At 63.8% G+C, this 12,834-nt stretch carries 16 protein-coding genes and 1 pseudogene; 11 read left to right on the top strand and 6 right to left on the bottom strand.

Features of this window, described 5'->3' with window-relative positions:
- Positions 1-12 precede the first annotated feature (12 nt).
- Positions 13-1,440 (bottom strand): PLP-dependent aminotransferase family protein, encoded by a 1,428-nt coding sequence (locus tag AB3X96_RS12710; RefSeq protein WP_176106073.1) that lies wholly within the window; start codon positions 1,438-1,440, stop codon positions 13-15.
- Positions 1,441-1,784: 344 nt separating this feature from the next.
- Between AB3X96_RS12710 and AB3X96_RS12705 the strand changes: the two genes are divergently transcribed.
- The 3 genes from AB3X96_RS12705 (at position 1,785) to AB3X96_RS12695 (ending at position 4,704) form a co-directional block, all read left to right on the top strand.
- The gene (locus AB3X96_RS12705) at positions 1,785-3,017 is read left to right on the top strand and encodes an NAD(P)/FAD-dependent oxidoreductase (protein WP_368590003.1); all 1,233 of its coding nucleotides are present in this window, start codon (positions 1,785-1,787) and stop codon (positions 3,015-3,017) included.
- A gap of 35 nt (positions 3,018-3,052) precedes the next feature.
- Positions 3,053-4,201 carry a branched-chain amino acid ABC transporter substrate-binding protein gene (locus AB3X96_RS12700; RefSeq protein WP_176106071.1) on the top strand — a complete coding sequence of 383 codons (1,149 nt, stop codon included), beginning with the start codon at positions 3,053-3,055 and terminating at the stop codon, positions 4,199-4,201.
- 344 nt (positions 4,202-4,545) lie between these two features.
- A complete protein-coding gene (locus AB3X96_RS12695) occupies positions 4,546-4,704 on the top strand; it encodes a helix-turn-helix transcriptional regulator (RefSeq protein WP_368590152.1) in 159 nt (52 codons plus the stop codon).
- 39 nt (positions 4,705-4,743) lie between these two features.
- Here the strand turns inward: AB3X96_RS12695 and AB3X96_RS12690 are convergent, their stop codons facing one another.
- Both AB3X96_RS12690 and AB3X96_RS12685 read right to left on the bottom strand, forming a co-directional pair.
- The gene (locus AB3X96_RS12690; protein WP_176106070.1) at positions 4,744-5,157 is read right to left on the bottom strand and encodes a DUF3175 domain-containing protein; all 414 of its coding nucleotides are present in this window, start codon (positions 5,155-5,157) and stop codon (positions 4,744-4,746) included.
- Positions 5,158-5,219: 62 nt separating this feature from the next.
- The gene (locus AB3X96_RS12685) at positions 5,220-5,726 is read right to left on the bottom strand and encodes a PRC-barrel domain-containing protein (RefSeq protein ID WP_176106069.1); all 507 of its coding nucleotides are present in this window, start codon (positions 5,724-5,726) and stop codon (positions 5,220-5,222) included.
- Positions 5,727-6,049: 323 nt separating this feature from the next.
- Between AB3X96_RS12685 and AB3X96_RS12680 the strand changes: the two genes are divergently transcribed.
- Together AB3X96_RS12680 and AB3X96_RS12675 are read left to right on the top strand one after the other, a co-directional pair.
- Complete coding sequence (locus AB3X96_RS12680; RefSeq protein WP_176106068.1) at positions 6,050-6,361, top strand: hypothetical protein; 312 nt, start codon at positions 6,050-6,052, stop codon at positions 6,359-6,361.
- An 86-nt stretch (positions 6,362-6,447) separates the two neighbouring features.
- Positions 6,448-6,743: pseudogene (locus AB3X96_RS12675) on the top strand (hypothetical protein).
- A 27-nt stretch (positions 6,744-6,770) separates the two neighbouring features.
- Here the strand turns inward: AB3X96_RS12675 and AB3X96_RS12670 are convergent.
- Positions 6,771-8,051: a DNA topoisomerase IB gene (locus AB3X96_RS12670; protein WP_368590002.1), complete on the bottom strand. Its 1,281-nt coding sequence runs from the start codon at positions 8,049-8,051 to the stop codon at positions 6,771-6,773.
- A 123-nt stretch (positions 8,052-8,174) separates the two neighbouring features.
- On the opposite strand from AB3X96_RS12670, the gene AB3X96_RS12665 reads away from it, so the two are divergent.
- The 5 genes from AB3X96_RS12665 (at position 8,175) to AB3X96_RS12645 (ending at position 10,897) form a co-directional block, all read left to right on the top strand.
- Positions 8,175-8,519 (top strand): chemotaxis protein, encoded by a 345-nt coding sequence (locus AB3X96_RS12665; protein WP_176106065.1) that lies wholly within the window; start codon positions 8,175-8,177, stop codon positions 8,517-8,519.
- Between the two features lie 150 nt (positions 8,520-8,669).
- A complete protein-coding gene (locus AB3X96_RS12660) occupies positions 8,670-9,221 on the top strand; it encodes a type 1 glutamine amidotransferase domain-containing protein (RefSeq protein WP_368590001.1) in 552 nt (183 codons plus the stop codon).
- 80 nt (positions 9,222-9,301) lie between these two features.
- Positions 9,302-9,874, top strand: a complete 573-nt coding sequence (locus tag AB3X96_RS12655; RefSeq protein ID WP_368590000.1) for a DUF4142 domain-containing protein — start codon at positions 9,302-9,304, stop codon at positions 9,872-9,874.
- On the top strand, positions 9,871-10,215 hold the full coding sequence (locus tag AB3X96_RS12650) for a DUF1488 domain-containing protein (RefSeq protein ID WP_176106063.1): 345 nt from the start codon (positions 9,871-9,873) through the stop codon (positions 10,213-10,215). Before AB3X96_RS12655 ends, AB3X96_RS12650 begins: the two co-directional genes overlap by 4 nt.
- Before the next feature lie 100 nt (positions 10,216-10,315).
- The gene (locus AB3X96_RS12645; protein WP_368589999.1) at positions 10,316-10,897 is read left to right on the top strand and encodes a hypothetical protein; all 582 of its coding nucleotides are present in this window, start codon (positions 10,316-10,318) and stop codon (positions 10,895-10,897) included.
- Between the two features lie 86 nt (positions 10,898-10,983).
- Here AB3X96_RS12645 and AB3X96_RS12640 read toward each other — a convergent pair whose 3' ends face one another.
- A complete protein-coding gene (locus AB3X96_RS12640; protein WP_368589998.1) occupies positions 10,984-11,226 on the bottom strand; it encodes a hypothetical protein in 243 nt (80 codons plus the stop codon).
- Positions 11,227-11,446: 220 nt separating this feature from the next.
- Between AB3X96_RS12640 and AB3X96_RS12635 the strand changes: the two genes are divergently transcribed.
- A complete protein-coding gene (locus AB3X96_RS12635) occupies positions 11,447-11,899 on the top strand; it encodes a PA2169 family four-helix-bundle protein (protein ID WP_176106061.1) in 453 nt (150 codons plus the stop codon).
- Positions 11,900-11,991: 92 nt separating this feature from the next.
- On the opposite strand, the gene AB3X96_RS12630 is transcribed toward AB3X96_RS12635, so the two are convergent.
- Entirely contained in the window at positions 11,992-12,330 is a 339-nt protein-coding gene (locus AB3X96_RS12630) for a BON domain-containing protein (RefSeq protein ID WP_176106060.1), read from the bottom strand.
- Positions 12,331-12,834 lie beyond the last annotated feature (504 nt).

Raw genomic sequence — 12,834 nt, 5'->3', positions numbered from 1 at the left:
TTCCACCGCAGTCTAGATCGTGCCGAACAGCGCGCGCGGCCGGTCGCGCAGCGTGTGCGCGAGAATTTGCAGGCCGCGCGTCAGCTGCTCGCGCGACTCGGCGCAAGCGAGATTGATGCGCACGCCGTGTTCGACCGTCGAGCGATCCACCGCGAACGCAGAGGCCGGCATCGTGTTGACGCCGCGCGCGAGCGCGTTGGCCGCGAAATCGTCCGAGCGCCACGGCGGCGGCACCCGCAACCACACGAACATGCATGCGGGATCGCTCTTCAGATGCTCGGCGGGCAGTAGTTCGCGCGCGATCTCCTGGCGAGCGCGCAATTCGGCGCGTTGCGCGTCGAGGATCGTCTGCGCGGTGCCGTCCTCGATCCAGCGCGTGGCGATCAGCGTCGACAGCGGCGCGGGCATCCACGCGGTCGTGCGCACCGCTTCCGCGGCCAGCGCCGCGCCATGCGGCGGCGTGTGCAGATAGCCGATGCGCAGGCCCGGTGCGAGGATCTTCGAGGTCGACGTGATGTGGAAGGTCAGCTCCGGGCACAGGCTCGCAATCGTCGGCAAGCGCGCTTGCAGCAGCGGGCCGTACACGTCGTCCTCGATGATCACGATGTGATGCCGGCGCGCGATCTCGGCGAGCGCCGCGCGACGCGCGAGGCTCATCGTCACGACGGTCGGGTTCTGCAGATTCGGCACCGTGAAGATCGCCTTTACGCGCCGATGCCGGCACGCGTCTTCGAGACGGTCGGGCAGCAGCCCTTCGTCGTCGCTCGGAATGCCGACCAGTTCGAACTGAAACACCGGCGCCAAGGCTTTCAGGCCATAGTAGGTCAGCTGATCCGACAGGATCACGCCTTCATGCCCCATCAGGCTGCTCAGCACCGCATACAGGCCATGCTGTGCGCCGCTCGTCACGACCACGCTGTCGGCGCTGGGCGTGAAGCCGGGCGCGGCGAGCCATTGCGCGCCCGCGGCCCGCGCCCATTCGGGGCCCTGCGGCGGCTGATATTCCTGGGTTTGCGGATAGCGCGGATCGTGCGCGATCTGCGCCATCGTCCGCGCGAGCTGTGTGAGGAATTCACCGGTGGCGGGCCGGTTCACGGTCAGGTCCAGCACGGCATTCGCGTCGGCGTGGCCGCTTGCCGATGTGCTGTCGCTGCGCGCATGCACGGCAGGCATCGCGCCGCCGGTGACGATCGAGCCGCGCCGCTTGCTCGCGACGATCAGCCCCCGCGCCTGCAACTCCTTGTACGCGCGCGACACGGTGGAGACATTCAGGCCCAGCTCCAACGCGAGCTCGCGCTGCGGCGGCAGACGGCTGCCCGGCGGGTAGAGGCCGCTGCGGACTTGTTCCTCGAGGCTGCGCGACACTTCGAGATAAGTCGGCTGACGGCCCTTTGTCTGGAGCACGTCCTCACCGTTTGTGTGGTCAATTGCGCTTTTCATCCAGCGTGAATCTCCATGCAAAAACCCGTTCGAGGGTGCAGGACCCTGCCAATACTAAACCGCTTCGTCGTCGGATCGGCAACTCGACGTACATCGCACTGCACGATGCCAGCCCGTTTCGCTCGGGGAAAGTACCTAAGTCCACACAAAGCCAAATTAATTGCACACAAAAAAACTTTGTGTGAGTATTAAAGCATGATTTGTGTGGCGTTGTGTCGAAAGACGACGCGCAACTGTGGTACAGGAGGGACGGTCGTGACAGAGCAGCAGAGCACGCTCCTGCCGGTCGATGCATCGGGCGGAAGTTCGGGTCGGGCGGCCAGTGCGGCCAGGCGGCGCACGCGATGAGCGAAGTCGCCGTGCTGGGCGCGGGCTTCATCGGCCTATCGAGCGCCTACTGGCTGATGCGCGACGGTCACCACGTCACGCTGTTCGACGCGCTCGGTCCGGGCGAGGCCACGTCGTACGGCAATGCGGGCACGTTCGCCAACTATGGCTGCATTCCGGTGAACAACCCGGCGGTGTTCCGCAATCTGCCGCGTTTCCTGTTTTCGCCGACGAGTCCGCTGCGGATTCGCTGGCGCTATCTGCCGCAACTCGCGCCTTGGCTTGTGCGCTTTGTATGCGCCTCGATGCCGCGGCGCTACGAGCACAGCGCTCGAGCGCTCGCAAGCCTGCTGTCGCGCGCGTTCGACGGTTACCGCGAGATGCTCGAAAGCGATAACCTGTCGCGCTTCGTGCGGCCGCGCGAATGCCTGTACCTGTATTCGAATGCGGCGTCGTTCGATGCGGCCCAGCCGTCGCTCGCGTTGCGCCGCTCGCTCGGCGTGCGCTTCGAAAACTTCGACCGCGCCGGCATCGCCGCACTCGAACCGAATCTCGCGCCGATCTTTGCGCACGGCACGTTGTTCAACGACAGCTGGTTCCTCGGCGACCCGCGCGGCTTTTTGCAGGCGTTGCACGCGGCGCTGCTCGCTCGCGGCCTCAGGCATGAGCGCGTCGCGGTTCGCACGCTCGTGCCGGGCGCCAACAGCGTGCGCATCGTCGACGACGCGGGTCGCGCATATGATGCCGCGCAGGCGGTCGTCTGTGCCGGCGCATTTTCCGGCCGCTTCGCGCGCCAATGCGGCGACCGCGTACCTCTCGATACCGAGCGCGGCTATCACGTGCGCTTCCCCGACACGTCGTCGCTGATTTCACGGCCGTGCGGCTGGGCCGAGCGCGGCTTCTACATGGTGCCGATGGACGGCGGCATCCGCGCCGCGGGCACCGTCGAACTGGGCGGCTATGGACCGCAGCGCAATGCCGCGCTGCTCGATCTGATCACGCGCTCCGCGCGGCTCGCGCTGCCGCAATTGCCTCAACCGGATAGCGACTGGCTCGGTTTCCGGCCGAGCCTGCCCGACGGCCTGCCGGTCGTCGGAGCGTCGAGCGCGTCGCCGCGCGTCGTCTACGCATTCGGTCATCAGCATCTGGGCGTCACGCTGGGCGGCGTGACGGGCAGCGTCGTCGCCGATCTGGTGGCGGGGCGCGTGCCGCCGGTCGATCTCGCGCCTTACAGCCCGCGTCGTTTTTAACCACCGTAACTGCTGCACGGAAGAGGACGGACATCATGAAACGCAGAAATCTGGTTGTCGCACTCGCCCTTGGGATGTTGTGCGCGCATGCGCCGTCGTACGGCGCAGAGCCGCAAATCGTCAAGATCGGTTTCGTCGGACCGCTGACCGGACCGGTCGCGCGGGTCGGCAAGGATCTGCAGAACGGCGCGCAGCTCGCGGTGGATGAAGCGAACGCGAAGCATCCGATGATCGGCGGCAAACCCGTCAAATATGTGCTCGATGTGCAGGACGATCAGGCCGATCCGCGCATCGCGATCCAGGTCGCGCAGAAGCTCGTCGACGACGGCGTGGTCGGCGTGATCGGCCATTACAACTCGGGCTGCAGCATTCCGGCCTCGGCCGTCTATCACACGGCGAATGTCGCGATGATCACGCCGGGCTCGACGAATCCGGCGCTCACGGCGCAGGGTTTCGCGAACGTGTTTCGCACGATGGGGCACGACGGCGTGGGCGGTGTGATCGCGGGCGAGTTCGCGGTGCAGCAGTTGAAGGCGAAGCGCATCGGCATCATCGACGATCGCACCGCGTTCGGCCAGGGCCTCGCCGATGCGTTCGAGAAGGGCGCAAAGCAGGCGAACGGCAATGTCGTCGATCGCGAATTCACGAACGACAAGGCGGTCGATCTGCGCGCGATCCTGACTTCGTTGAAGCAGAAAAACGTCGACCTGATCTTTTTCGGCGGACTCGACGAGCAGGGCGCGATGCTGGTCAAGCAGATGCGCTCGCTCGGCATGCCCGCGCAACTGTTTGGCGCGGGGGCGCTGAAGAGCAACGCGTTCCTGCAGATTGCGGGCAACGCGGGCGAGGGGACGCGCGATCTCGAGCCCGGTCCTGCGCTCGACAAGCTGCCGTCCGCGCAGGAGTTCGGCAAGCGCTACAAGGCGCGTTTCAATCAGGATGTCGAGCTGTATGCGCCGTTCGCCTACGACGCCGCGCTCGCGATGATTCAGGCAATTCAGAGCGCGGACTCGCTCGATCGCGCGAAGATCGTCGCGGCTTTCCCGAAAGTGAACGTAACGGGCGTGACTGGGAAAATTGCGTTCGATCCGCATGGGGATCTGATCAAGCCGCCTTATACGCTGTTCGAGGTGCAGCAGGGGCAGTGGAAGAGTCAGCGGACCGTGGGCGGCGGTGGGGTGTGAGGTTCATCCCGACTGAGCCGGCTGTCGCGACGCCGCTTTGCGGCGCGCCGTCCGGGGGCGCCGGCTTGTCCGTCCGATGCAGCAGCCCGTGCCGCGCAACGAGCGCGTCTATCTGCTCGTTGGCGGTCGAGGCGGAAAAAAGTAATCCCTCACGATCGATCTGATCGATTGTCTTGACCCACGCAAACGGTTCTGCGGTTTCGACACCTTCAATGACGACTCGCTTGCCCATAAATCGCAGGTGAGATCGAATCACCGATAAGGGGGGCGTCCACGCAATATGAACCCCCTTCGAAAACGCCATCCCCCTCCCCGAAGGGGGGATTTGAAAAGCGACTGGCTCTATCTTTCTTCTCGAAATTCACAAGGAAATCGGGCGATCGCTGAATCTGGCGCCCGAGACGGTCAAATGGCATATGAAGAACGTGTTCGAGAAACTCAACGTCAATTCGCGATTCGAGGCCGTGCAGAGTGCCTTCGGCATTCAGCCTGGCGACGACTGAAGCGTCTGGCCGCGTAATGCCGCCGCCGATCCCGGCAGCTCACCGCGGCTCGCGTCCAAACGCTTCGCGCAGCTTGCGCTTGGCCTGTTGCAACGTATCGCGCCGCTCCTTCGGCAGGTTTCGGCCCGCCCGATTGACGTAGAAATTGAGCATCGACATCGCCGATTGAAACGGCGTGCCCTTGCGTCGTCGGCTCACCGTCGACGAGTGCTTCAACGATTGCGCGATGGACTCCGCGCTGCCGGTTTTGAAAATATTCTTCTGGATGTCCATCGCGTCGCTCGTTTCCATCACATGATGCGACCATTTCTTCGCGCCGGATGCGCCGCTCGACTTCGCGGTTTTGGCGCGATGCGCGGCCTGCGCCTGCGCATGGCGCTGGCGCGGTGGCCGTCCCGACTTGCCACGCGACACAGGGCGTTTCGATCTGCTGCTGGTCTTTCGGGTCGCCATTGTGTTTGCTCCTGAAGCGGAATGCCGGACTGGCCACGCATCGGAAATGGTCGGTTCGGCGATCAGAGCTTCACGCCGCCGGCCTCGGGTGCATCCGACGAACCCGGGGGAATTTCACCCACGCCCACGTCGTTGCGGTTCGTATAGACGTCGCCGCCCCAGTACGGTTCGCTGCCGTAGTACTGATGCACGGTGGTGGCCCACGTCTGATCCGCCATCGATGGCCAGTGATCCTTATCGAATCCCGGTGCGTTCTTCACGCGCTCGGCCACCATGTTCAATACGAAGCATTTTTCCTGCGTATCGAGCGTCAGCGCACTCCACGGAATCGCGAGCAGCTTGTCGCCGATGCCGAGAAAACCGCCGCTCGATAGCACTGCATACGCGATGCGGCCCGACCGCACGTCGAGCATGATGTCCTTGATCTTGCCGATGTGCTCGCCGTCGCTGCTGATGACCTTGTTGCCGTCGAGCGTAGCCGCAGCCATTACGTCCGGGCCTGGGCCTTCCGCGGTCGCGGCGCCTTTGCCGACGATGTTCGCGCCTTGCGTCTGGGTCTGCATCACCATGATGGGCTCCTTTGATGGGGTGAATGTACCGAGACATTTAGCAACGGCCGTTCCATCGAGCCGTGCGGCGCAGTTACTCCAGTTACGCCGCAGTTTCTCGATAGCAGCCGGCGCCGCATTCTCCCGACGAGGCGCCGCGCGCGTAAAGGATGCGAGCGCGTTTGCAATTATTGCGTCCATGCCGACGCAAGCGCTGCCCGGCGAAGCGCGATGCGCGCATGCGACGCATGCATCGCGCGGCATAGGCCTTGCTCGGCTTTCAGTGATGGCGGCAGGAACTGAAGGATCACAACCGTCCTTTTTACTTGATGGAGAGAAGCCAGATGAGCAAGTATCCGAAGGCATGGCTGGTCGCGGCATGTGTGGCCGCGTCGGGCGCCCTCGCGTCGGGCGCCGCGTTCGCGCAGACGGGCGGCGGCAACGGCAATAGCGGCGCCGGCGGCGGCAATGCGCATGGCGCGGCGACCGCCGCGCCGACGGCGGGCAACGAGCCCGCACCGAATGCGATGGGCAGCACCGGGGGCTCGACTTCGTCGATGAAACACCATCACAAGAAGTCGAAGGCAACGAAGCCAATGAACGACACGACGAACACGCCCGGCGCCGATGCCAGCAGCGATACAAAGGGACAGTAACGCTGGACCGATGCGCAAGCGGTAATGCACCGTTGCGTTCGTCGTGACGCACGGACGATGCCGCTTCGCCTCGGGGGGAGAATATCGTGACCAGGAACATTCACTATCAGGCGAACATCTGCGGGGGGACTTCGCGCACGTTCGCGAGTGCTTCAGCAACTGGAAATCCGAGACGCTCGTGTATCGTCGGCAACAGCCGATGTTCGAAGGCAAGCAGGAAGTACGGCCGTTGTCGGAGCGCGTGTTCGACAACGGCGAAGTCGCGCATAACACGCTCGCGAGCGTTTGTTCGCCTGGCGACGAGTATGCGCTGGCGGCCGAGATACGCGACGGCGAGCGCGATGTCTGGCTCGTGATGGCGGCATTCGAGGAAGACGTTTGAGCCTTCGCCGATTCATCGCCGAGCCCGTCACTGGGCCGCCGGTTTCGATTCAGATGGCAGTTCCAGCCCAGTGTGCATTTGGGCCGCGGCGCTTTCGTGTTTCGCGGCCGGGGATTTCTTGCGCACCACGCGCGATTTTTTCAGCAGACTCGTCAGCGAACCGTTGATGGTGTCGTCGGCCGGCGACTCCCGCGTCTTGCGTCCTTTCCCACTGGTCGCGCGCGCGAGTTTCGCCGCGCGTTTTTCCGCCTGCGCCAGCAGCACCGCGAAGGCCACTTCATCCACCTTGAGTCCGCGGCGCGCTTGACCTGGCGCGAGGCTCCGCAATTCGTCGGCCTCGAACGCGCTGATGATCGCCGGGTGGATATAACAGCGCCGGCAGACAGCGGGCGTATTGCGCAGCAGGCTCGCCACGTCTTTCACGGTTGCGACGATATGACCGCGCGCTTCGGCTGCGCTGCTGCACATCAAACGGCGCAATGCCGCCAGCGCGTATACGCTGCCGGCCCATGTGCGGTAGTCCTTCGCGGTGAAGTCGGCGCCGCTCACGCGGCGCAGGTAGTCATTGATATCGGTCGAGCCGACGCCGTGGCGCGTGCCGTCTTCGTCGAGATACTGGAACAGGTCGTGGCCGGGCAACTCCGCGCAACGTCGCACGATGCGCTTGACGGTTGGATTGTCCACGGTCACGTCGTGCTCGATGCCGCTCTTACCGCGAAACTGGAGGCGCAATTGACCGGCCTTTATCTTCACGTGCCGCTTGCGCAACGTCGTTAATCCGAATGACTGATTGTCGCGCGCGTATTCGGCGCTGCCGACGCGAATCAGCGTCGTGTCGAGCAACTGCACGATGGCCGCGACGACCTTGTCGAGCGGCATGCCAGTCAGCTTCAGGTCACGCGCGACACGCGCGCGGATTTTCGGCAATGCGCGGCCGAACTCGGCCATCCGTTCGTACTTGTCGGCGTCGCGCGTTTCGCGCCAGCGCGGGTGATAGCGGTACTGCTTACGGCCGCGCGCGTCGCGGCCGGTGGCTTGAAGATGACCTCGCGGATCGGGGCAGATCCACACGTTTTCATAGGCGGGGGGAATCGCGAGCGAGTTGATGCGCCGGATCTCGTTCTCATCGACGATGCGCCTGCCGTTCAGGTCGAAATAGATGAAGCCGTTCCGCTCGCGCTTGCGCGTGTAGCCGGGTGTCGTGTCGTCGGCGTGGCGCAGTCCCGGCGGCATCGGCTGCGGTGCGGTGTTGTCGGTCGCGCTCGCCGGGTTGCGTGATGCGGTCGTGGAATGAGTCGCGGTAGTCATGGTCGCAAGTAGAAGTTTCAAGCGGCTGAAGCAAGGGGAATGCCATTCACACTGAACCGGGGCGCTTGAGCGGAACGGTCCTTGCGGAATAAGTCGATGTGACCAACTGGAAAGGGGGCTTTCATGACCAGCACACTCAATCCCGATGAAGAGCCGCAGCGGACTGTCAAGCAAACCTCCGGCACGACGGGCGCGCTGGGTCCCAGCGACTCGTCCGATAGCGGCAGCGACGTGGCGGGCGCGAAGCGTCACGATTTCGACGTCGATACGGAGCTCGACAATCACGCGCTCGAAACCGGCGACGCGGAGCTCGGCAGCGATACCGATCGCTCGGGTACGGGCGAGCGCGCGTCGGCCGACGGCGATTCGACGTTGGAAGCGGATCGCGATATCGACACCGACCACGTCGTCGATCCGCGAGTGCCTCCGGGCGCGGAGCGATCCGGTGAAGAGGAAACCGATGTCTGACCATGTTGCGTTTCGCGCACGAAGCGGCTCGCGCTGACCGGCGCAACCGGGCACGTGTCTTGCGGGACAACATTTTTGTGAAGGCGCCGCGCTATGCACCTGCATAACGAGCAAGCGAGCGAGCGCGGCGCCACTGTAAGGAGAGGACGCATGACTGATGCACTGAATGGCTACAAGGTAGCGGTACTCGCCGTAGACGGCTTCGAGCAGGCGGAACTCGTGGAGCCGAAACGCGCGCTCACCGAGGCGGGCGCGACGGTCCACGTGATTTCGGCGAAGCCAGGCAAGATCCAGGGCTTCAGGCACGTCGACAAGAGCGACACCGTCGATGTCGATGCGACGTTCGACAAGGCCCGCCCCGAAGACTACGACGCGCTGGTGTTGCCGGGCGGCGTCGTGAACGGCGATGCGTTGCGACTGCTGCCGCAGGCGCAGGCTTTCGTCAAAGCGGTCGACAACGCGAAGAAGCCGATCGCGGTGATCTGCCACGGCACGTGGCTGCCGGTATCGGCGGGGATCATCAAGGGGCGCACGGTGACGAGCTGGCCTAGCCTGCAGGACGATATTCGTAACGCGGGCGGCACGTGGGTCGATCAGGAAGTGGTCGAGGACGGCAATCTGATTTCGAGCCGCAAACCCGCCGACCTGCCCGCATTCAACAAGACGCTGATCGGGCAACTGACGAAGCGCAAGGCGGCTTGATCGAAGGCGGCGCGCTGGCTTCGAGGCCGGCGCATTGTGATTCGACACTGCGCATCAGCGATTCGACAGGGAGAAAGTGCATGAAATTCCGGTATTCCCTACAAGTGTTGACCGCCGCGCTGGCCGCGTTGGGCGCGAGCGCGGCAACGATCGACACGGCCAGCGCGCAGGCGAGCGATGCGCCCGCGAGTGCCGCGCCGGCCGGTAAAACGACGCTGTCGCCCGCGGATCAGCAGTTCGTGCTCGAAGCGTCGAAGTCGGACGCCACCGAAATCGCCGCCAGCAAGATCGCGCTGAAGAACTCGAACGATCCGCAGGTCAAGAAGTTCGCGCAACAGATGATCGCCGACCACACGAAGCTCTCGCATGCGATGGCCGCGCTGGTCGCGAAGAAGGGCTTCAAGCCGACGCCGTCCGCGGATTCCGCGCTGGTCGGCAAACTGCAGACGTTGAAGGGCTCCGGGTTCGATGCGGCCTACGTCGAGCAGGTCGGCGTGGAAGCGCATCAGCGTGCGGTGGATCTGTTCCAGCAGCAAAGCGAAAGCGGTACCGACGCGCAACTGAAGGCTGCGGCCATGCAAGCGCTGCCAACCATCAAGCATCACCTCGAGATGGCGCAGCAACTGGCCGGCACATTGAAGGGCTCGTCATGAACGCGATCCTGCCACGGCCTGCTTATGAGGACTCTCTGATGCAGATCACTTTCCCCGACGACGACCCGGTCTTCGACGGCGCCAATCTGACCGTGCGGTTTCTTGCGCGCGTCGATGGCGAGCCGGTGGTCTGCTTGATCACCGCCGAGGCTCTGGAAGATCATTTCGGCGCGGAATCCGCGCTCGAACCTGCGTTGATGGCCGCGTTCGACAGAGGCCGTCAGCGCATCCGCTCGGTCTGCGCGGAAGCGCTCGACCAGAACAACGGAGAAGGCGTGGTTTTGCATAGCGGACTGTTCAGAGTGGAAGGCATGGAACCGGATCGCGGCACCGCGGCGTAGGGGTGCCGCGTGTCGCACTGACTGGACGCGCTGTTCGTGACGCGCGCCACCCCGGCGACGGTATGGTCCGTGAACGCCAATCAACGATAAAGGAGGCGTAATGTCACTCATCGTCGCAGCACGCTTCACGACGTTTCCGGCCGCGGAAGGTGCGGCGCAAAGGCTTTTCGAGGCGGGTTTCGTCGAAGAGGACGTTACGCTGTTTTTCGTCAATCCGCGCGGCCAGCATGCGCGTTTCCCGATCGGCGGCGACACCGATGCCGACCCCGGCGCGCGAGAGGCGCCTAAAGGCGGAGGCATGGGCGTGACGATCGGTGCGGTCATCGGCGCGGTGATCGGCGTGGGGATTTTCGCGGCGTTTTCGGCACCGCTGCTGGTGTCGCCGATCGCGGCGGGCGTCGGCGCGTATGTCGGCTCGCTGATCGGCGCGATGTTGCGCACCAAGGAGCATGGCAAATCGGACTATCGCGTGCCGTATCACGAGGAGGCACGCAAATCCGGCGTGCTCGTCGCCGTGCACGTGTCGCCCGACAATCAGCTCGATGCCGCACGCGTGCTGCGTGAAGCGGGCGGCGTGTCGATCGAGAAGGCGACCGGCCGCTGGCAGCAGGGACACTGGGCCGATTTCGATCCTCTGAAGACGCCCGAACCGATCAAGGAATTCGCGGAGAAGCGCGAGTGATGTAAGCGATGCGGTATGCCAACGGAAAACGGCCCGATGACGATGATCGGGCCGTTTTCGGTTTACCACGCGATTTCGACGTCGCGTTACACCCACGGTTGCCGCGTGTCGTGCGGCGGCTGAAATCGTTCGAACTGCCTTTCGCTATTCGTCGGCCAGCATGAGGCCGCCGTGATGCCGTCATGCGAGCGGCCGCACGTCGACATCGTTGCATGCGGCTGAGGCGCCGCCGCGTCCGGCGACGCGATGTGCGCGCGAATCTGCATCACGGTAGCCGAAGTGACGACTGCGACCGCCGCCAGAAATTTGATGCTGCCGGATTTTTTCATCGCGATTCCCCCTGTCGTTATAGATTGCCGAATCGATGGGATTAGCAACCGCTGTGCCACTCCAGCGAAGATCGAGACGCGGCGCCAAGCGTGTATGCCGGGCACGCGTGATGCGAGCTACCCAATGCAGCCCGCCGCGCGTCGAACCGATTCGCCGCGACGCACATAAAAAGCTCCGCACGGCGGATTCCGCGATGAACGAAACACTTGGAGGTATTGAATGGCTACCAACGTTGTTTCCGTATTGAATGACCTGGTCGAAACGTCGAAGGATGGCGAAAAGGGCTTTATGAAGGCAGCCGAGGATGCGCACGACGAAGAGCTGAAGATGCTGTTTCGCTCGACAGCAGACGAGTGCTCGCGCGGCGCGCGTGAGTTGCAGGATGTCGTTCAGACCCTGGGCGGCAAGCCGGAAACCGGCGGCAGCATGACCGGTGCGCTGCATCGCGGCTGGGTCGACGTCAGATCGGCGGTTTCGGATCGCAGCGACCATGCGATTCTCGCCGAGTGCGAAAAGGGCGAGGACGTCGCGAAGAAGCGCTATCACGATGCGCTCGAAAAGGATTTGCCGGCCGATGTGCGTGCGATCGTCGAGCGGCAATACCAGGGCGTACTGCAGAATCATGATCGCGTGCGCGATCTGCGCGACCGGTATGCGGCGATGAAGCGTTGATCGACGCATCGATGCAATAGAAAGAGCCGGCTCCGCAGCCGGCTCTTTTTCGTTCCGCTCACTCGAATCGGCGTGAACCGATCATGCGGATATCAGTCAGCGGCCACCTTCAGATGGTTCTTCACGCTCTCGACACCCTTCACGTTCTGCACGACGTCCTCGGCGGCGGTCTTGTCTTCGGCCGATGGCACCGAACCCGTGAGCCACACGACGCCCTTGCGGGTCTTCACGTGGATATGCGTCGATTTGACGTTCTTTGCGGCAAGCAGATCGGCCTTGACCTTGGTCGTAATGGTGCCGTCGTCGATATGCTGGCCGACGCTTTCCGACGCCGCCGGCGGAGCCGAAGCGCTGGTCTGGGCGTTCGCGTTCAGCGCGAACGCGACGACAGCGATACTGCCTGCGGTCTTCAGAAGCTGGATCGTCTTCATGGTTTTCTCCTTCAGGTGGTGATGAAAATGGCGGTCTTGTTGCCGGTGGCCGATCGCGGCGCAAGCCGCTGATGACACACGTGGGGTCGTGGCCGCTACGGTACCGTCAGGGGCCCGTTTCTCGACACCGGGCGCCGCACTCGCATCCACGCATGACTGGCGTGTCTACGCAGGGCGGCGTCCGTCCACACAACGCTGCCCCGCATGTATCGTGCCCGGCCGCTGCGGTCCCGGTGACACCGCTCGCGAAAGCCGTATCCATCAGGGTTTTTCGACTGATGAATAGGGCTGCGTGGCAACCGTGCCCGAGGCCGTCCGAGGTGTGAAGAAAAGGGACCGGAAATTGCCAGCCGTTTGTAAAAACCGGCGCTCGCGGTCCCGTCAATTCCTCCGCCTGAAATAAACAAAGCGTAATCAAAACAGCGTCTTGCGCGACCTGGTACGGACGTTGCGTTGAAGAGTGCACTCATTGAGTCTTTGACTACCAACGAACGGGATCTACTC

The sequence above is a fragment of the Paraburkholderia sp. BR13439 genome, from assembly GCF_040948805.1.
Classification (GTDB): domain Bacteria; phylum Pseudomonadota; class Gammaproteobacteria; order Burkholderiales; family Burkholderiaceae; genus Paraburkholderia; species Paraburkholderia youngii.
This window is presented reverse-complemented; position numbering and strand designations above follow the sequence as displayed.

Bases quoted from the DNA above. Each gene is read 5' to 3' on its own strand.
- AB3X96_RS12710 (WP_176106073.1), bottom strand. From the start codon at position 1,440: ATGAAAAGCGCAATTGACCACACAAACGGTGAGGACGTGCTCCAGACA.
- AB3X96_RS12705 (WP_368590003.1), top strand. From the start codon at position 1,785: ATGAGCGAAGTCGCCGTGCTGGGCGCGGGCTTCATCGGCCTATCGAGC.
- AB3X96_RS12700 (WP_176106071.1), top strand. From the start codon at position 3,053: ATGAAACGCAGAAATCTGGTTGTCGCACTCGCCCTTGGGATGTTGTGC.
- AB3X96_RS12690 (WP_176106070.1), bottom strand. From the start codon at position 5,157: ATGGCGACCCGAAAGACCAGCAGCAGATCGAAACGCCCTGTGTCGCGT.
- AB3X96_RS12685 (WP_176106069.1), bottom strand. From the start codon at position 5,726: ATGGTGATGCAGACCCAGACGCAAGGCGCGAACATCGTCGGCAAAGGC.
- AB3X96_RS12680 (WP_176106068.1), top strand. From the start codon at position 6,050: ATGAGCAAGTATCCGAAGGCATGGCTGGTCGCGGCATGTGTGGCCGCG.
- AB3X96_RS12670 (WP_368590002.1), bottom strand. From the start codon at position 8,051: ATGACTACCGCGACTCATTCCACGACCGCATCACGCAACCCGGCGAGC.
- AB3X96_RS12665 (WP_176106065.1), top strand. From the start codon at position 8,175: ATGACCAGCACACTCAATCCCGATGAAGAGCCGCAGCGGACTGTCAAG.
- AB3X96_RS12660 (WP_368590001.1), top strand. From the start codon at position 8,670: ATGACTGATGCACTGAATGGCTACAAGGTAGCGGTACTCGCCGTAGAC.
- AB3X96_RS12655 (WP_368590000.1), top strand. From the start codon at position 9,302: ATGAAATTCCGGTATTCCCTACAAGTGTTGACCGCCGCGCTGGCCGCG.
- AB3X96_RS12650 (WP_176106063.1), top strand. From the start codon at position 9,871: ATGAACGCGATCCTGCCACGGCCTGCTTATGAGGACTCTCTGATGCAG.
- AB3X96_RS12645 (WP_368589999.1), top strand. From the start codon at position 10,316: ATGTCACTCATCGTCGCAGCACGCTTCACGACGTTTCCGGCCGCGGAA.
- AB3X96_RS12640 (WP_368589998.1), bottom strand. From the start codon at position 11,226: ATGAAAAAATCCGGCAGCATCAAATTTCTGGCGGCGGTCGCAGTCGTC.
- AB3X96_RS12635 (WP_176106061.1), top strand. From the start codon at position 11,447: ATGGCTACCAACGTTGTTTCCGTATTGAATGACCTGGTCGAAACGTCG.
- AB3X96_RS12630 (WP_176106060.1), bottom strand. From the start codon at position 12,330: ATGAAGACGATCCAGCTTCTGAAGACCGCAGGCAGTATCGCTGTCGTC.